We start from the raw sequence: 17,506 nt of genomic DNA on the forward strand, positions 1-17,506 counted from the left end.
CTCAATGGCCCCCCCTTTCCTAAACCGGCCACACCCCTGGGTCCCCTATTGGGGAGCACATTTCGGTCCAGCGCGCCGGGGTCAGAAGAGGGCGGTGGCGAGTGAACGCCGCGCCGTCGCCACGCGGGGATCGGTGACGCCGACGACCGTGAACAGTTCGAGCAGGCGCTGTCGGATCCGTTCGCGCTCATCGCCACCCGTGCGCCGGATCAGATCGATGAGCCGGTCGAAGGCATCGTCGACATGTCCACCCGAGACATCCAGATCCGCCACCAACAGCTGCGCCTCGACGTCCTCGGGACGATCGGCAGCGGCCTGCCGCGCGGATGACAAGTCGGCTCCCTGTGTGCGTGCCATCAGCTTGACACCGGCGAGGCGCTCGCCGATCTCGCTCTCCCCCGGATGCTGCGCCGCGAGCTTCTCGTACTCGGCGATCGCGGTCGTGAAGTCTCCGGCGGCGAAGGCCTCGTCGGCGGCCGCGAACCGCGGGTCGTCGGCCGGCTCGTCGTCGGCACTCTCGTCGACCGGGGCCTCGCCGCTGGGCTGGGCCCGGCCGGTCAGACCGTGCTGGGCGGCGAGACGGACCAGCTCGTCGAAGTAGCGGTCGACCTCGGCGGCGTCCACCGTGCCTTGGAAGAGCGGGACCGGCTGACCCTTGACCAGGCCGACCACGAAGGGCACGCCCTGGGCACCGAGGGCCTGGGCGACACCGGGGCTGGCGTCGACATCGACCCGTGCCACCTGGATCGCCCCCTGGTGGCGCGCGGTGGCGGCCACAAGCACCTCATTGAACTCCTCGCTCTGCGGCGATCGCGGCGACCACAGACTCAGGACCACGAGATGCTGCATCGAGGACTCGACCACCGCCTGGAAGTTCTGCTCGGTCGCGTCGATGACGTAGACGCCACCGCCACCGGCTCCTCCGCCGGGAGGACCGGACGGGGCCGGGTTCGACAGAGCGGACAGATCGAAGGCACCGGGGCGCGAGAACGTCATGGACCCATTGTAGGAACCACCTCGACACTCCCCGGGCGGTGACCTACACACCTCTCGCGGGCTCGTTCTGCGCCGGGGCGGTGACGTACGCACCTGTCACGGCCGGCGAGACGTGCCTGACTCACCGCTCGATCGAGTGAGAGGTGCGTAGGTCACCGCCCAAACGGGTGAGGTGCGTAGGTCACCGCCCGGGATCGCGGGGCCGCCGGCCTAGTGGAAGGCCGTCGGGTTGCGCGGACCGCGCAAGCCCGAGCGCTGGACGACGCGCTGGATCGTGAGGTCGCGGCCGTCCGGGTCGGAGATGTAGCGGATCTTGCGAAGCCCCTGCGACCGGGCTGCGGACTCGAAGACGAAGTGCCCGTAACCGAGCACGCGACCGATGACGGGCTTCTCGACAGTGATGTCGAGGATGCGCGTGATGGGCATCGTGGCGATCTTGACGGTGAAGACCCCGGAGGCGCGAAAGACCCGCATATTGGTGACGACGAAGATGTCGCGATACTCGCGAGCGGCGATATAGCCCGCCCAGCCGGCGACGCCGAGCGAGAGCAGGAGGAAGAACCACCCGGCACCGACCGGGACGACCGCGACGGCGACGTAGATCAGGAAGACCGCGAAGAGTCCGCCGATCGATGGCAGGACATACACCACCCAGTGCTTGCGGACGAGGTCGATAACGTGCTCGCCTTCGTCGTCGAGCAGATGGTGCTCGACCTCCTGCTCGAGCATCCGCAGCAGCCAGGCGAACACCGGCCGGTCACGTCCCGAAGAGCGAGTCGATGAAGACGCCGACCTGCGCGAAGGCACCGAGGGTCGCGTCCCAGGCGTCACCCACCGCACGGGCAGCGCCTTCCGGGGCCGTGAGCAGGTAGTACAGCACGAACCCAGCGATGACGAGAACGACGAGCTTCTTCAGCACGGTTCCGTTGTACCGGAGTCGGCAGCGCGATCGGTGAAGGCGCGCCCGAGGGTGCCGCCCTGCCCGTCCGGCGTGGCGGCCAGCAGTTCGTCGGCCGCGGTGAACGGATCGGTCCGTCCGGCGAGAACGTCCTCGGCGAGCTCCTCGAGCCGGTCCCGGCGTCCGAGCTCGAAGCGGCGGCTCACCTCGGCGAGGGCGATCTGCTCCACCTCACGGCGCAGGCGTGCACGTCGCCGCCGCTCCAGGGCACCCGAGGCCTGCTGGTGCGCGTGATGCTCGTCGAGTGCCGAGACGAGATCGTCGACGCCCTCCCCCGTCGTCGCGACCGTGAGCACGATCGGCGGCGTCCAGGCGTCGTCCGTGCGCTGGGTCATCGAGAGCATCGTGCGCAGTTCGCGCCGCGTGGTGGCTGCTCCGTCGCGGTCGGCCTTGTTGACGCAGAAGACATCGCCGATCTCCAGGATGCCTGCCTTGGCGGCCTGGATACCGTCGCCCATGCCGGGCGCGAGCAGCACCACCGCGGTATCGGCGAGCCCGGCGACCTCGACCTCGGACTGCCCGACTCCGACGGTCTCGACGAGCACCACATCGCAGCCGGCGGCATCCAGCACGCGGATCGCGTGCGGTGCCGCCCACGACAGTCCGCCCAGGTGGCCGCGGCTCGCCATCGAGCGCACGTACACCCCGCGGTCGGTGGCGTGCTCCTCCATGCGGATGCGATCGCCCAGCAGCGCTCCCCCGGTGAAGGGAGAGCTGGGATCGACGGCCAGGACTCCCACGGTCCTGCCCTGGCGACGCATCGCGGTGACCAGCGCCGAGGTGGTGGTCGACTTGCCGACGCCTGGCGCACCCGTCAGCCCGATCACCTGTGCCCGCCCCGTGTGACCGGCGAGCGCAGCGCTCACCTCGCGCAGCGCCGGCGATTCCGCCTCGACGAGCGAGATCAGACGTGCGACCGACCTGGCCTCACCGGCGCGAGCGCGGGAGACCAGGTCGGCGACGTCGTGACGTGGAGGCAGGGCCGCTCAGCCCTGCGGAACGCGGACGATGAGGGCATCGCCCTGACCGCCGCCACCGCACAGCGCGGCGGCACCCACACCGCCGCCGCGGCGCTTGAGCTCGTGGACGAGGTGCAGGACCACGCGAGCGCCGCTCATGCCGATCGGGTGGCCCAGAGCGATGGCACCGCCGTTGACATTGACGATGTCCTCGCTGATGCCGAGCTTCTTGGTGGAGGCGACGCCGACAGCCGCGAAGGCCTCGTTGATCTCGACGAGGTCGAGGTCGGCGGCCGTCAGCCCCTCCTTGGAGAGAGCCTTCTCGATGGCATTGGCCGGCTGCTCCTGCAGCGTGGAGTCAGGGCCGGCCACATTGCCGTGGGCGCCGATCTCGGCGATCCACTCGACTCCCAGCTCCTCGGCCTTGGCCTTGCTCATGACCACCACGGCACACGCGCCGTCGGAGATCTGGCTGGCGGTTCCGGCCGTGATCGTGCCCTCCTTGGAGAAGGCCGGGCGCAGCTTGCCGAGGGACTCGGCGGTGGTGTCGCCACGCACGCCCTCGTCGGCGGAGACCACGACGGGATCGCCCTTGCGCTGGGGGATCTCCACAGGCACGATCTCGTCATCGAAGGCACCGTTCTTCTGCGCCGTGGCCGCCAGCTGGTGGGACCGGGCGCCGAAGGCGTCCTGCTCCTCACGGGTCAGCCGGTCGACCTGGGCATTGCGCTGCTCGGTGAGCGAGCCCATGGCCTGATCGGTCAGCGCGTCCCAGAGGCCGTCGTACTCCATGTGGTCGAGCATCGTCGCGGCACCGTACTTGTAGCCCTCACGCGAGCCCTTGAGCAGATGCGGGGCCTGAGTCATCGACTCCTGGCCACCGGCGACCACGATGTCGTATTCACCGGCGCGCACCAGCTGGTCGGCCAGGGCGATGGCGTTGAGGCCCGACAGGCAGACCTTGTTGATGGTGATGGCCGGAACGTCGAGCGGGATGCCGCCCTTGAACGCCGCCTGACGAGCGGGGACCTGTCCGGCTCCGGCTCCGAGCACCTGGCCCATGATCACGTAGTCGACCTGGTCGCCGGCGATACCGGCCCTCTCCAGGGCGCCCTTGATGGCGATGCCGCCGAGATCGGATCCGGACAGCGTCTTGAGGCCGCCGAGAAGTCGTCCGATCGGGGTCCGGGCCCCGGCGACGATGACGGACTGGGTCATGGCACAGCTCCTTCGCGTGACGTTGCGATCACATTACTGCAGAGTCAACTTACGGTGGCCGCGTGTGGCGGGGTTCACAGGGTCACATGATCGGGATGTGCACGGGCTCGTCCCCGAAGCGCACGCGGCGACCGGTGATCTCATCGGCCTCGATCGCGATGACGTTGTACTTGAAGGTGGGCAGCTGCGGATGGAGCCGGTCGACGTCGAGGCGCTCCTTCTCGTCCTCGGACTCGACCTGCCGGGCGCGACCGCGGACGACGACGCTCACCGCTCCCTCCTCCCCTACCTCGTCGGCCTCGAAGGCCACGTGGCCGTCCAGGATGAGGGCCATCAGCTTGGTGCCCTCGGCCGTGCGGAAGAGGACGGTCTCGCCGGTGACGATGTAGTTGACCGGGAAGATGTCGGGACGGCCGAGGGTCGACACCGCCAGGCGCCCCAGCGACTGCGCCGCCAGGAACTCCCAGGCCTCATCGATGCTCAGCTCGGTGATCGGGGCATCGTTCATGTCTCTATTGTCCTCCACCACCGGGCTCAGCGATATGGGCTGCATTACGCTGCGTCCATGTCCAGCGAATCCCTTGTTCCCGGTCACCTGCTCACCGCCATCGATCACGTCGGCATCGCCGTCGCGGATCTCGATGACGCCATCGAGTTCTATGCGCGCGTCTTCGGCCTCGAGTCCGTCCACGAGGAGGTGAACGAGGAGCAGGGCGTCCGCGAGGCGATGCTCGCCGTCGGCGATTCCGGCTCGTGCATCCAGCTGCTCGCGCCGCTCAGCGATGACTCGACGATCGCCAAGTTCCTCGATCGCAACGGCCCCGGCCTCCAGCAGCTCGCCTACCGCGTGAGCGATATCGATGCCGTCTCGGCGACCCTGCGTGACCGCGGCGTTCGCCTGCTGTACGACGCTCCCAAGCGCGGCACCTCCGACAGCCGCGTCAACTTCGTGCACCCCAAGGACGCGGGCGGCGTCCTGGTCGAGCTCGTCGAGCCGGCGACGGCACACTGACGCGAGACCTGCGTCACACGGCGAGACCGTAGCCTCACAAGTTTCCCCTCGGTAACATCCTGGCAACACCCCGACCCCGGAGGACACCCGTGCAGAACATTCTCGACGCCATCATGGCGGGCGACACGACCAGCGACGAGTTCGCGACGATCGAGCTTCCCGAGTCCTACCGCGCGATCACCGTGCACAAGGACGAGGAGACGATGTTCGAGGGCGTCGCGACCAAGGAGAAGGACCCTCGCAAGAGCCTTCACCTCGACGACGTCGCCCTGCCCGAGCTCGCCCCCGGTGAGGCATTGGTGGCCGTCATGGCGAGTGCCATCAACTACAACACCGTCTGGACGTCGATCTTCGAGCCGGTATCGACCTTCCGTTTCCTCGAGCGCTACGGCAAGCTCTCGGAGTACACCAAGCGGCACGACCTCCCCTACCACGTCGTCGGATCCGACCTCGCCGGCGTTGTCCTGCGCACCGGGCCGGGTGTCAACGCCTGGAAGCCGGGCGCGGAGGTCGTCGCACACTGCCTCTCGGTCGAGCTGGAGAGCCCGGACGGCCACGACGACACGATGATGGACCCCGAACAGCGCATCTGGGGCTTCGAGACCAACTTCGGCGGCCTCGCCGAGCTGGCGATCGTCAAGGCCAACCAGCTCATGCCCAAGCCCGACCACCTGTCGTGGGAGGAGGCCGCGAGCCCCGGCCTGGTCAACTCGACCGCCTACCGTCAGCTGGTGAGCCACAACGGCGCCAACATGAAGCAGGGCGATGTCGTGCTGATCTGGGGCGCCTCGGGCGGCCTCGGCTCCTATGCGACGCAGATGGCCCTCAACGGCGGTGCGATCCCCGTCTGTGTGGTCTCCAGCCCGGAGAAGGCCGAGATCGTACGCTCGCTCGGTGCCGAGCTCGTCATCGACCGCTCGGCGGAGGGGTACAAGTTCTGGAAGGACGAGTCCACCCAGGACCCGGCCGAGTGGCGCCGGTTCGGTAAGAAGATCCGCGAGCTCACCGGCGGCGAGGATCCCGATATCGTCTTCGAGCATCCGGGTCGTGAGACCTTCGGCGCCTCGGTCTACGTGGCGCGCAAGGGCGGCACGATCATCACCTGTGCGTCGACCTCGGGCTACATGCACGAGTACGACAACCGCTTCCTGTGGATGAACCTCAAGCAGATCAAGAGCTCGCACTTCGCGAACTACCGCGAGGCCTACGAGGCCAACCGGCTCATCGACAAGGGTCTCATCCACCCGACGGTGTCCAAGGTGTACTCGATCGAGGAGACCGGTCAGGCCGCGCTCGATGTCCACCACAACAAGCATCAGGGCAAGGTCGGCGTGCTGACCCTCGCCCCGGAGGAGGGGCTCGGTGTCCGCGACGCCGAGAAGCGTGCGAAGCACCTCGACGCGATCAACCGCTTCCGCGGCATCTGATCATCTCCGCCTGACACGAGGCCCGGTTCCGTCGCGGAACCGGGCCTCGTGCCGTCTCCGAGCCACGCTCCCCCGTCCGCGCCGGGTCACCTCACCGCTCCGGGATCGCCGAGCGGTGCACATTCGCCCTTCATCGACCGGATCGAGGGCGAATATGCACCACTCGCGGTCACCAGTACCTTCCGGGGCGAGACCGAGGGATCAGGCGTGACGACGCCAGCAGTCGGTGTGCCAGTGCCGGCGCTCGTCGAGCGCGTCGGCGCTCAGCAGGGGCTTGATCTCGGGCCAGACGACGACATGCGGCGTGGCCGGACGAATCGGCTGGAGACAGCCGGGGCACGTGTAGACCTTCGTCGACGACGACCCGGTGAGCGAACGCACCCACCAACCGCCGTCGCGCTTGGTCTCCAGTCGCTCCGTGCCCGGCCTCGCGCCCGGCGGACCGACGCGGCGCTGCGCACGGGCGGCGGCGGCCTTGCGTCGGGACATGACCCCATCGTACGAGTCCATGACGACCGAACGGCGGTAGCTGGTCAACCCCATCGAACCGCCATGAGGTTGACCGGCTACCGCCGTGCCGTGCGTAGGGTTGATGACCTACCGCCACGAGGAGGGCTCAGTAGGTGTGGAAGCCTTCCTTGGTCTTACGGCCGAGCTTGCCGTCCGCGACGACCTTCTCCAGCGTCCGGGCGGGCTGCCAGCCCTGGTGACCGAAAGCGCCGATTAGGGTCTGCTGGATCGCGAGCGACACATCGTTGCCGACGACGTCGAGCAGCTCGAACGGTCCCATCGGCAGCCCGGTCGCCTTCATCGCGTCGTCGATCTCCGCGAGCGAGAGTCCCTCGGCCTCGTGGAGGCGGATCGCGTCGTTGAGATAGGGGAAGAGCAGGGCGTTGACGATGAATCCCGCTCGATCCCCGCAGGAGACGGGGTGCTTGCCGACGGCGAGGCAGAGGGCCCGCACCGTCTCATCCACCTCGGCGGCGGTCTCATCGGTCGTCACGACCTCGACGAGCTTCATGACCGGAGCGGGGTTGAAGAAGTGCATGCCGATGACATCGGCGGGCCGCGAGGTGACCGCGGCGCACTGGGCGATCGAAAGCGAGGACGTGGTGGTGGCGAGGATCGCGCCGGGCTTGCAGATGCGGTCGAGATCGCGGAAGAGCTCGAGCTTGACGTCCAGGTCCTCGGCGATGGCCTCGACGACGATATCGGCATCTCCGAGGGCCTCGCGCTCCGTCGAACCGGTCAGGCGGCCCAGCACATCGGACTTGCCGTCCTCGTCGAGCTTGCCACGGCTGATCGCCTTGTCGAGGCTCTTGGTGATCCGCGCGAGGACGCCGTCCACCTTGTCCTGCCCACGCCCGACGTAGACGACGTCGTAACCGGACTTGGCGAACACCTCGACGATCCCCGAGGCCATCGTCCCGGTGCCGACGACGCCCACGGTCGCGATCGGGCGCGCGAAGGACGGTGCCGCGGAGGTGTCGGCATTGGGGTCCTCGGAGAACGAGCCGTCACTGGCGGCGTGCCGGGTCAGGACGTCGGCCGGCTGGTGCAGCGGATCGCCGGTGCGCCCGTGCTGCTCGGTCAGCCCGGAGACGACGGTCTCGGCGCCGAGAGCGTCGATCAGGGTCAGCGGCCCGACGGGGTAACCGCAGCCGAAGATCATTCCGGCGTCGATATCGGCGGCCGTGGCATAGCCGCTGCCGAACATCGTGGCGGCATGATTCAGATAGGGATAGAGCAGCGCCCGGGCAATGCGCCCGCCCTGATCGTCGGCCACGATGCGGTCCACGATGTCCTGCATGCTTTAGTCTCCTTAGGCGGTTTGTGCACGAGTCGGTTACCGACTGGTAGCAAACAGTAGCCCACACCACACCCGACTGAGAGGGAGACTCCACGTTGAGGGTCGTCATCGCCCGCTGCCAGGTCGACTACGCCGGTCGGCTGACCGCTCACCTGCCCATGGCCACGCGCGTCATCATGGTCAAGGCCGACGGTTCGGTCCTCGTTCACTCCGACGGCGGCTCCTATAAGCCGCTGAACTGGATGAGCCCTCCGTGCACGCTGCGCGAGGAGGTCGCCGAGGACGGCGTCACCGAATGGACGGTGTCGGCGGCCAAATCCGATGACACCCTGAGGATCCGGATCGAGGAGGTCGTGCACGACACCTCGCACGATCTCGGCGTCGACCCGGGGCTGCGCAAGGACGGCGTGGAGAAGCATCTGCAGGAGCTGCTGGCCGAGCACACGACGACCCTCGGCGAGGGCATGTCGCTGGTGCGCCGCGAGTACATGACGGCGATCGGCCCGGTCGACCTGCTGTGCCGGGACGCCGCCGGGGCGGCCGTGGCCGTGGAGATCAAGCGCCGCGGCGAGATCGACGGGGTGGAGCAGCTGACCCGGTACCTGGAGCTCATGAATCGCGATCCGCAGCTACGTCCCGTGCGCGGCGTCTTCGCGGCCCAGGAGATCAAGCCCCAGGCACGTGTGCTCGCCGAGGACCGCGGTATCCGCTGCGTCGTCGTGAACTACGACGAGCTGCGCGGCATCGACGACCCCAGCCTGCGCCTCTTCTAGCGCCTGCCCGCGAGGACGGTGGGTTACGCACCTCTCGACCGAGCTGAGGCGTGCGTAACCCACCGCTCACCGAAGCGAGAGGTGCGTAACCCACCGCTCACCGAAGCGAGAGGTGCGTAACTCACCGCCGACGGAAGTGGGAGTGGTCAGGCACCGGCGACGGGCGGGGCCATCGGGTCTGAGTCCGGCCCGGAGTCCTCGCGGGCGACCCAGTCCTCGATACGCTCCAGATCATCCTTGGAGCGGGTCACGACCGCCAGCAGATCGCTCATCGTGGCGACCTCCTCGACCTGCTCCTTGATGAACCACTGCATGAACTGGTCCGAGGCGAAATCCGAGGCTTCGCGCGCCACCCGCGTCAGCTCGTTGATCTGCTCGGTGACCCGCTTCTCCTGAGCCAGCGCGAGCTCCACGGGAGACACCACGTCGGCGAAGTCCATCCGGGGCGCGTCGAGGGCCGGAATGACGACCTGCTCGTCGGCATCGAGCAGGTACTGCACCATCATCATCGCGTGGTCGCGCTCCTCGAGCGCCTGTGCGTAGAACAGCGCCGCCATCTGTGGCATCGTCAGGGCGTCGTAGTACGTCGCGATCGCCACATACTGCTGGTGTGCCGCGAACTCGTGACCGATCTGCTCTTGCAGCTTCTCGACGAATGCGGGTGCCGCCATGTGCATGTCTCCTGTCTCGAGGTGAGGTCAGGCTCACCTGTCGCTGGTACCGTTCACCTCGTGCCCAAGCCCCCGAAACGCAAGTGCTGCGAGAGCACACCGCGCTGTAAGCGGTGCCCGCTGCGCATGCTCAAGGAGGGCACGCTCCCCGCAGAGTACACCGTCAAGAAGCGACGGCTGGCGATGGCGGACGGCTCACCGCTGCCCAAGAAGGACAAGAAGAAAAAGGGCAAGAAGAAAAAGAAGAAGGCGCGCGCGGAGAAGAAGGCCGCGAAGGCATCGGCCGCCCTCGTCTCTTAACGCCTCTGCCGTCGGGCGGTGAGCCAGCACGTACCTGAAGGCCACTAGTGCGTGCTAGCGCACCGCTCAGGCACCGGGTGCGGGATCACTCACCGCCCACCGTCGGTCAGTCCAGGCCGTTCGCCTTGCGGATCTCCTCGACCACACGACCCATGATGTCGGTCATGCCGAAGTCCTTCGGCGTGAAGACCGCGGCGATGCCTGCGGCTTCGAGCTTGCGACCGTCCGAGTCGGGGATGATGCCGCCCACGATGATCGGCACATTGTCCAGGCCGGCATCGGAGAGTCCTCGCTGCACGTCCGGCACCAACTCCATATGGGAGCCCGAGAGGATGGACAGACCCACGACGTCGACGTCTTCGGCCACCGCGGCGGAGACGATCTGATCGGGGGTCAGCCGGATGCCCTGGTAGATGACCTCGAAACCGGCATCGCGGGCGCGCACCGCCACCTGCTCGGCACCGTTGGAGTGGCCGTCGAGGCCGGGCTTGCCGACCAGGAAGCGCAACCGACGTCCGCCGAGCTCCTCGCCCGTACGCCGGACCTGCTCGCGGACGGCCGTGAGCTCGGCACCCGCCTCGGTGACGCCCACGACGCCGCCGACCCCGGTGGGTGCGCGGTACTCGCCGAAGACCTCGCGCAGCGCCCCGGCCCACTCCCCCACGGTGGCCCCGGCGCGCACCGCGGCGAGGGTCGCCTCCATCAGGTTCTCATCGGTCTTGGCCACGGACTGGACCCGCGCGAGCGCGTCGTCCACCACGGCCTGGTCGCGCTGCTCACGCCACTGCTGCACGTCGGCGACCGCATTGGCCTCGGCCTGCGGGTCGGCGACCATGATCGCGGCGTCGAGGTCCTCGGTCAGCGGGGAGGGCTCGGTCTCGGTATAGGAGTTGACGCCGACCACCTTGAGCTCGCCGTTCTCGATCCTGGCGCGCCGCTCCGCGTGCGACGACACGAGGGCCTGCTTCATGTACCCGGACTCGACCGCCGGGACGGCACCGCCCATCGCCTGGACGCGGTCAATCTCCGCCTTGGCGCCCTCGACGAGCTCGTTCACCTTCGCCTCGATGACATGTGATCCGTCGAAGATGTCCTCGTATTCGAGCAGATCGGACTCGAAGGCCAGGACCTGCTGCAACCTCAGCGACCACTGCTGGTCCCAGGGACGCGGCAGCCCGAGCGCCTCATTCCACGCCGGCAGCTGGACGGCGCGCGCCCGGGCCCGCTTGCTCAGCGTCACGCCGAGCATCTCCAGCACGATGCGCTGGACGTTGTTCTCCGGCTGCGCCTCGGTGAGTCCGAGCGAGTTGACCTGCACGCCGTAGCGGAAGCGCCGCATCTTCTCCTCGGTGACGCCGTAACGCTCGCGGGCGATCTCCTCCCACAGCTGTGTGAAGGCGCGCATCTTGCACATCTCCTCGATGAAGCGCACACCGGCGTTCACGAAGAAGGAGATACGTCCGACGACCTTCTCGAACTTGTCCTCGGGCACCTGACCGGAGTCCTTGACCGCGTCGAGCACCGCGATCGCCGTCGACAGCGAGAAGGCCAGCTCCTGCACCGGCGTGGCACCGGCCTCCTGGAGGTGATAGCTGGAGATATTGAGCGGATTCCACTTCGGGATGTTGTTGACCGTGTAGGCGATCATGTCGGTGGTCAACCGCATCGACGCCTCCGGCGGGAACACATAGGTTCCACGCGAGAGGTACTCCTTGATGATGTCGTTCTGCGTGGTGCCGGCGAGCGCCGCCGCGTCCACGCCCTGCTCCTCGGCCGCCACCTGGTACATCGCCAGGAGCCACATCGCCGTCGCGTTGATCGTCATCGACGTGTTCATCTCGTCGAGCGGGATGTCCTGGAAGAGCCGCCGCATGGCGCCCAGGTGCGGGATCGGCACGCCGACCTTGCCGACCTCGCCGCGCGACAGCACGTGGTCGGGGTCGTAGCCGGTCTGCGTCGGCAGGTCGAAGGCGACCGAGAGACCGGTCTGCCCCTTCGCGAGGTTGCGGCGGTACAGCGCGTTCGACTCCGCGGCGGAGCTGTGGCCGGCATAGGTGCGCATCACCCAGGGCTTGTCAGGCATGGCCACACGTTACCGTCAGGTAAAGCACCCCGTCACCCATGGTCGGGTGATGCAGGTCACCCCGCTCAGAGGCGTGGTGCGAGCAGGTCGCGGCGGATCACGTGCTTGGTGAGCTTCCCCGAGGGATTGCGCGGGAGCTCGGGCACGCGGACCACCTCTCGCGGGAGCTTGTAGCGGGCGAGCTTGTCGCCGAGGTACTCCCGTAGTTCCTCCACCGTGACCTCTTCGTCGTCCCCGCTGACGTACACGGCGACGACGACCTCGCCCCACTCGGGATCCGGCCGGCCGACGACGGCGACATCGGTCAGCCGCGGATGACCGCGCAGCACCTCCTCGACCTCCTGGGAGTGCACGTTCTCGCCCCCGACGATGATGATGTCCTTCAGGCGGTCGACGATGAACAGATAGCCGTCCTCGTCCATGCGGGCGACATCGCCGGTGCGGAACCACGGACCCTCGAACACCGCGTCGGTCGCCTCGGGGTTCTCGTGATAGCCGATCATCCGGGTGTCGGCTCGCAGCCAGATCTCCCCGGTGCCGCCCGGTCCGACGTCGCGGCCGTCCAGGTCGACGACACGCAGGTCTACGCCGACGTGCCCGCCCCGCCCGATCGATCCGGCCTTGGCGATCTGCTCCTCGGGATAGAGCGCCGTCCCCACCGGACCCATCTCACTCATGCCGTAGACCTGGAAGAAGCGATCGGTCCCGTAGGCGTCGATGAGCGAGGTCGCGACCTCTCGACCGAGGGGTGCTCCGCCGTACAGCCACCTGTCGACGCTCGACAGGTCGAAGGACTCCAGGTCGATCGCGCCGGTCCGCGCGAGCTGCAGCGGCATCGTGTAGGCGATCGGCGCGCCGAAGAAGGCCGTGATCCGGTGCCGTTGGACGTTCTGAAGCATCTCGACCGGGTGATACTCGCGCTGCAGCACGACGGTCGCTCCGAGGAACATCATGGTGAGGAACCAGCAGTTGAGCGGCGCGGCGTGCCAGATGGGCATCGCCAGCAGGAAGCGCTCGCGCGAGGTGAACCCGAGGGTCGCGGCGAGAAGAGGCGCGGCGCTGCTGATGGTGCGGTGGGTGTGCACGCAGGCCTTCGGCGCACTCGTGGTGCCCGAGGTGAAGAGCAGCTGCGCCGGGGTGTCCAGGTCGTCGTCGACGGGGGCCGCGATCGGCTCGCAGGAGCGCGAGAGCTCGTCGAAGTCCTCCAGCCCCTCCGCCGTGGCCTCGGTCGACAGCCAGCTGACGCCCGGGGCGGCCTCGGTCGCCGTACGGGCCAGCTCACCGGCCACGATGCCGAGAACCGCGCCGCTGTGCCCGGCCGCGTGACGGACCTCGGGCACAGCGAGCTTGTGATTGACCGGCACGAGAACGGCTCCCGCGAACCAGGCCGCGAAGGCCGCCACGGTGAACCCGGGGGTGTTGAACGACATGACGGCCACACGGTCGCCCGGCCGCACTCCGCGCTCGACCAGGGCAGTCGCACCGCGGCGCGACCTCTCGAGCAGCTCCGCATAAGTGAGGGTCTCGTCGCCGTAGACGATCGCCTCGGTGTCGGGCGCGGAACGGGCGGCGCGTTCGAGGACCGCTGTCAGATGCATGGGGCTTCTCCAAGTCCGAGGGGTGACGGTAGTATTGAACCACGCTTCAATTCTTCAGTAAGGGGTCGGTCATGCCGTACCGCGAGACGGACGCCACCCGGCGCCGCGCCGAGGAACGCCGCTCCTCCCTGCTCACCGCGGCGCGCGCCCTCGTCGCCCGGCACGGATTCGCTGGGGCCAAGGTCTCGGCGATCGCCGACGCCGCCGGGACCAGCACCGGTCTCGTCTACTCCTACTTCGACAATCGCGACGAACTGCTCGCCACGGTGTTCCGCGAGTCCGCCTCACATGAGCTGGCCATGACGCGACACGCCACGACGACCTCGGGCCCGGACGTCGCCGGCCGCCTCGAGGCCTTCATCCGCACCTTCGCCGGTCGCGCCCTCCGGGGCCGTCAACTGGCCTGGGCCCTTCTCTTCGAGCCGGTGTCGCCGCTCGTCGAGGCCGAACGCCTCGTCTATCGGCGTGCCTATATCGACATCGCGGAGCACCTGGTGCGCGACGGCATCGACACCGGGGCCTTCGCGCCCCAGCATCCGGGAGTCAGCGGTGCCGCCACGATCGGCGCGATCAGCGAATCGCTCATCGGCCGCCTCAATCCGCTCGGCCACGACAGCCTCGACGGCCTGCCCGACGAGACCATCGTGGACGACATCGTCCTCTACTGCCATCGCGCTCTCGGCGCGTCTGTCATCGAACCGAAGGAGACATCACGATGAGCCGCACCCATGAGGTCCTCAACCAGTCGCCGCCTCGCGTGGACGTCAACGAGTACACGGCCAACACCGCGCTCGTCGAGGCCGTGGCCCGCTATGACGCGGACTGGGCGCACGATGCGCTCGTCGAGGCCGGCGCGCTCGTCGGGCGCGCGGACTTCCAGCACGATGCCGAGATCGCCAACACGATCACCCCGGTGCACCACAGCCACGATCGCTGGGGGCACCGCGTCGACGAGATCGAGTTCCATCCCGCGTACCACCGCATCTTCGGCGAGGCGATCGCACGTGGCGCTCACACCTCCTGCTGGACCGAGGATCGCAAGGGCGCACACGTCGCCCGCGCCGCGATGTTCATGCAGTTCGGGCAGATCGAGTCCGGTCACTCGTGCCCGGTGAGCATGACCCATGCCGTCGTGCCCTCTCTGCAGCTCGCCGAGGCACCCCTCCGCGAGTTCTGGCTGCCCAAGGTCTTCGCCACCTCCTACGACCCCGAGCTGCGCGATCCGGCCACCAAGGCCAGCGCCGTGTTCGGCATGGCCATGACGGAGAAGCAGGGCGGCTCGGACGTGCGCGCCAATACGACGCGCGCCGTGCCGGCGGCCGATGGCACCTGGCGCATCACCGGTCACAAGTGGTTCTGCTCGGCGCCGCAGTCGGACGCATTCTTGATGCTGGCTCAGACCGAGTCCGGACTGTCCTGTTTCCTGGTCCCCCGTGTGCTGCCCGGCGGCGAGCTGAACCGGTTCTTCGTCCAGCGGCTCAAGAACAAGCTCGGCAACAAGTCCAATGCGTCCTCGGAGATCGAGGTGGACGAGGCCACCGGATGGCTCGTCGGCGACGAGGGACGCGGCGTGCGCACCATCATCGAGATGGTCAACCAGACCCGGCTCGACTGCATCTTCGGCTCAGCCTCGGGCATGCGTCAGTCGGTCGCCGAGGCCGCCTGGCACGCCGCGCACCGGCGCGCCTTCGGTGCGACGCTCATCGACCAGCCGGCGATGGAGCAGGTCATCGCCGACCTGCACCTCGAGGCCGAGGCGGCGACCTGGACGGCGATGCGGATGGCGGCGGCCTTCGACGCTGCCGACGAGCAGTCGACCGCCTTCGCCCGGCTCGGCACCGCCGTCGCGAAGTACTGGATCTGCAAGCGCGGCCCGCACCATGCCTATGAGGCGATGGAGTGCCTGGGCGGCAACGGCTACACGGAGGACTTCCCGCTGGCCCGCCGCTACCGCGAGCAGCCTGTGATGGCGATCTGGGAGGGATCGGGCAATGTCATCGCCCTCGACGTCCTGCGCGCCATGGCGCGCGAGCCGCACGCGGTCGAGGCCTTCGTCGACGAGGTGAGCCGGGCGCGCGGCGCCTCCGCGGGCTTCGACGCGCATCTGGACCGCATGGGCGCACTGCTCGGTTGTGCGGCCCAGGACCCGGCTGCCGCGCCCGCCTTCGCCCGCCGGGTGGTCGAGTCGATGGCACTCGCGCTGCAGGGTTCGGTGCTGCTCCGCGAGGCACCGACGGCGGTGGCCGATGCCTTCGTCGCCGGCCGTCTCGGTGACGATCGTTCCTTCGAGTACGGCGGCCTGCCCGACGGCGTCGACACCACCGCCCTCGTCGCCCGCGCCCAACCCCGTTGACCCTGGGGCGCGTAACTGAAGCCCTAGACTCGGGGCATGGTGAACCTGACGCGCATCTACACCCGGACGGGCGACGACGGCACGACGGCGCTCGTCGACATGAGCCGGACCTCGAAGAACGATACGCGGCTGGTGGCGTATGCCGATGTCGACGAGGCGAACAGTCACATCGGTGTGGCCCTGGCCATCGGCGGGTTGGACGACGCCGTCAGCGCCATCCTCACGCACATCCAGAACGATCTGTTCGACGTGGGTGCCGACCTCGGCGCCCCCGTCGTGGACGACCCCGAGTTCCCTCCCCTGCGGGTCGAACCGGACTACGTCGAGCGGCTGGAGGCGTGGTGCGACGAGTACAACGCCCTGACTCCGAAGCTCCGCTCGTTCATCCTGCCCGGCGGCACCCCGGCCGCCGCGCAGCTGCACGTCGCGCGCACCGTCGCACGGCGCGCCGAACGATCGGCCTGGGCTGCGCTCGACGAGCACGGCGACAGCATGAACGTCCTCACCGCGAAGTACCTCAACCGACTGAGCGATCTGCTGTTCATCCTCGCGCGCCACGCCAATCTCGAGCACGGAGACGTGCTCTGGGTGCCGGGGGGCGAGCGCGGCGGCCAGCAGTCCTGAGCCCGGACACGACGACGGGGCCGCCCCGAAGGAGCGGCCCCGTCGTCGACTCGTCGTCTCGTACCGGTGATCAGTACCAATCGATCCGGAACGGCGCGAACGAGGTGACAGGCGCCGTCTTGGACGACGTCGTGACCGAGCTCTTGGTGGAGGTGTCGGCGGGGGCAGCATTCGAGGGAGCCGGGATGGCAATCACCATCGCGGCTGCCACGAACGTCGAGGCGATGATCTTCTTCACCTGCTCATCGTGACACAAAGCGATCCCGGTCGGTAGTGGTTACAGCACATTGTTGACGCCCTGGCCCGGCGGGGAGGATTCGAGCCACGCCAGCAGGCCGGTGAGCGACGAAGGGCTCAGGGCCAGCTGCCGGATGGGCGTGGGGCTCTGAGCATCGACGATGACGTGGCTGTCGTGCAAGGCGTAGGCCTCAGCGCCCTGCGGGGGACGTCGTCCGTCGATCTGGACCGCACCGCGCGGGAGCCGGTACTTGGGTCGCGGCGAGAGAGAGAATCCGCGGAACCACTCGATCTCCGTCGACCGGTACACCGCGATACCGAGCATCCACCCGCGTGCCGATGCCTCAGGGTGGCGATTGACGCTCATCTCGAAGGCGCCCCCGCGGCGCGTCAGCCAGCGGCGACGCACCACGAGAGCGACCAACAAGAACGCCGAGAGGGCGACGAGCAGCGCCAGGGAGTCGACCAGCCACAGCCACAGCGGCAC

Annotated in this window: 20 protein-coding genes; 7 read left to right on the forward strand and 13 right to left on the reverse strand. The window is 68.3% G+C overall.

What is annotated here, in order from left to right; all coding sequences use genetic code 11:
• Window positions 1-81 precede the first annotated feature (81 nt).
• The 6 genes from JL108_RS05605 to JL108_RS05630 form a co-directional block, all read right to left on the reverse strand.
• Window positions 82-996: a tetratricopeptide repeat protein gene (locus JL108_RS05605; protein ID WP_143911684.1), complete on the reverse strand. Its 915-nt coding sequence runs from the start codon at window positions 994-996 to the stop codon at window positions 82-84.
• Between the two features lie 210 nt (window positions 997-1,206).
• The gene (locus JL108_RS05610; RefSeq protein WP_143911685.1) at window positions 1,207-1,746 is read right to left on the reverse strand and encodes a PH domain-containing protein; all 540 of its coding nucleotides are present in this window, start codon (window positions 1,744-1,746) and stop codon (window positions 1,207-1,209) included.
• Between the two features lie 7 nt (window positions 1,747-1,753).
• Window positions 1,754-1,915, reverse strand: a complete 162-nt coding sequence (locus JL108_RS05615) for a hypothetical protein (protein WP_185972956.1) — start codon at window positions 1,913-1,915, stop codon at window positions 1,754-1,756.
• A complete protein-coding gene (gene meaB, locus JL108_RS05620; RefSeq protein ID WP_143911686.1) occupies window positions 1,909-2,934 on the reverse strand; it encodes a methylmalonyl Co-A mutase-associated GTPase MeaB in 1,026 nt (341 codons plus the stop codon). Before meaB ends, JL108_RS05615 begins: the two co-directional genes overlap by 7 nt.
• Window positions 2,935-2,940: 6 nt before the next feature.
• A complete protein-coding gene (locus JL108_RS05625; RefSeq protein WP_205197460.1) occupies window positions 2,941-4,131 on the reverse strand; it encodes an acetyl-CoA C-acetyltransferase in 1,191 nt (396 codons plus the stop codon).
• A gap of 82 nt (window positions 4,132-4,213) precedes the next feature.
• Window positions 4,214-4,639 (reverse strand): pyridoxamine 5'-phosphate oxidase family protein, encoded by a 426-nt coding sequence (locus JL108_RS05630; protein WP_143911688.1) that lies wholly within the window; start codon window positions 4,637-4,639, stop codon window positions 4,214-4,216.
• 57 nt (window positions 4,640-4,696) lie between these two features.
• Here JL108_RS05630 and mce point away from each other — a divergent pair, with 57 nt between their 5' ends.
• A complete protein-coding gene (mce, locus tag JL108_RS05635; RefSeq protein ID WP_143911689.1) occupies window positions 4,697-5,143 on the forward strand; it encodes a methylmalonyl-CoA epimerase in 447 nt (148 codons plus the stop codon).
• 89 nt (window positions 5,144-5,232) lie between these two features.
• Window positions 5,233-6,570, forward strand: a complete 1,338-nt coding sequence (gene ccrA, locus JL108_RS05640; protein WP_143911690.1) for a crotonyl-CoA carboxylase/reductase — start codon at window positions 5,233-5,235, stop codon at window positions 6,568-6,570.
• Between the two features lie 201 nt (window positions 6,571-6,771).
• On the opposite strand, the gene JL108_RS19785 is transcribed toward ccrA, so the two are convergent.
• Together JL108_RS19785 and JL108_RS05650 are read right to left on the reverse strand one after the other, a co-directional pair.
• Window positions 6,772-7,059 carry a hypothetical protein gene (locus JL108_RS19785; RefSeq protein ID WP_143911691.1) on the reverse strand — a complete coding sequence of 96 codons (288 nt, stop codon included), beginning with the start codon at window positions 7,057-7,059 and terminating at the stop codon, window positions 6,772-6,774.
• Between the two features lie 127 nt (window positions 7,060-7,186).
• Window positions 7,187-8,380, reverse strand: a complete 1,194-nt coding sequence (locus JL108_RS05650) for a 3-hydroxyacyl-CoA dehydrogenase family protein (RefSeq protein WP_205197461.1) — start codon at window positions 8,378-8,380, stop codon at window positions 7,187-7,189.
• 95 nt (window positions 8,381-8,475) lie between these two features.
• Between JL108_RS05650 and nucS the strand changes: the two genes are divergently transcribed.
• Window positions 8,476-9,153, forward strand: a complete 678-nt coding sequence (gene nucS / locus JL108_RS05655) for an endonuclease NucS (protein ID WP_205197462.1) — start codon at window positions 8,476-8,478, stop codon at window positions 9,151-9,153.
• A gap of 146 nt (window positions 9,154-9,299) precedes the next feature.
• On the opposite strand, the gene JL108_RS05660 is transcribed toward nucS, so the two are convergent.
• Window positions 9,300-9,824, reverse strand: a complete 525-nt coding sequence (locus JL108_RS05660; RefSeq protein WP_143911694.1) for a ferritin — start codon at window positions 9,822-9,824, stop codon at window positions 9,300-9,302.
• Window positions 9,825-9,884: 60 nt separating this feature from the next.
• Between JL108_RS05660 and JL108_RS05665 the strand changes: the two genes are divergently transcribed.
• On the forward strand, window positions 9,885-10,124 hold the full coding sequence (locus JL108_RS05665; protein WP_205197717.1) for a hypothetical protein: 240 nt from the start codon (window positions 9,885-9,887) through the stop codon (window positions 10,122-10,124).
• Window positions 10,125-10,230: 106 nt separating this feature from the next.
• Here the strand turns inward: JL108_RS05665 and JL108_RS05670 are convergent, their stop codons facing one another.
• Window positions 10,231-12,207 carry a protein meaA gene (locus JL108_RS05670; protein WP_240190710.1) on the reverse strand — a complete coding sequence of 659 codons (1,977 nt, stop codon included), beginning with the start codon at window positions 12,205-12,207 and terminating at the stop codon, window positions 10,231-10,233.
• Window positions 12,208-12,272: 65 nt separating this feature from the next.
• Window positions 12,273-13,805, reverse strand: coding sequence for a class I adenylate-forming enzyme family protein (locus tag JL108_RS05675; protein WP_205197463.1), 1,533 nt, complete (start codon window positions 13,803-13,805; stop codon window positions 12,273-12,275).
• Window positions 13,806-13,876: 71 nt separating this feature from the next.
• Between JL108_RS05675 and JL108_RS05680 the strand changes: the two genes are divergently transcribed.
• From JL108_RS05680 to JL108_RS05690, 3 genes are read left to right on the forward strand one after another with little or no spacing between them, the layout of a single operon-like run.
• Window positions 13,877-14,524: a TetR/AcrR family transcriptional regulator gene (locus JL108_RS05680; protein WP_205197464.1), complete on the forward strand. Its 648-nt coding sequence runs from the start codon at window positions 13,877-13,879 to the stop codon at window positions 14,522-14,524.
• Window positions 14,521-16,158, forward strand: a complete 1,638-nt coding sequence (locus JL108_RS05685; protein WP_205197465.1) for an acyl-CoA dehydrogenase family protein — start codon at window positions 14,521-14,523, stop codon at window positions 16,156-16,158. Before JL108_RS05680 ends, JL108_RS05685 begins: the two co-directional genes overlap by 4 nt.
• Before the next feature lie 36 nt (window positions 16,159-16,194).
• Window positions 16,195-16,782 (forward strand): cob(I)yrinic acid a,c-diamide adenosyltransferase, encoded by a 588-nt coding sequence (locus tag JL108_RS05690; protein ID WP_205197466.1) that lies wholly within the window; start codon window positions 16,195-16,197, stop codon window positions 16,780-16,782.
• A gap of 70 nt (window positions 16,783-16,852) precedes the next feature.
• Here JL108_RS05690 and JL108_RS05695 read toward each other — a convergent pair whose 3' ends face one another.
• Together JL108_RS05695 and JL108_RS05700 are read right to left on the reverse strand one after the other, a co-directional pair.
• Window positions 16,853-17,020, reverse strand: a complete 168-nt coding sequence (locus JL108_RS05695; RefSeq protein ID WP_185972958.1) for a hypothetical protein — start codon at window positions 17,018-17,020, stop codon at window positions 16,853-16,855.
• A 39-nt stretch (window positions 17,021-17,059) separates the two neighbouring features.
• Complete coding sequence (locus JL108_RS05700) at window positions 17,060-17,506, reverse strand: DUF2550 domain-containing protein (protein WP_205197467.1); 447 nt, start codon at window positions 17,504-17,506, stop codon at window positions 17,060-17,062.

The organism is Aeromicrobium sp. YIM 150415, assembly GCF_016918125.1.
Classification (GTDB): Bacteria; Actinomycetota; Actinomycetes; order Propionibacteriales; family Nocardioidaceae; genus Aeromicrobium; species Aeromicrobium piscarium.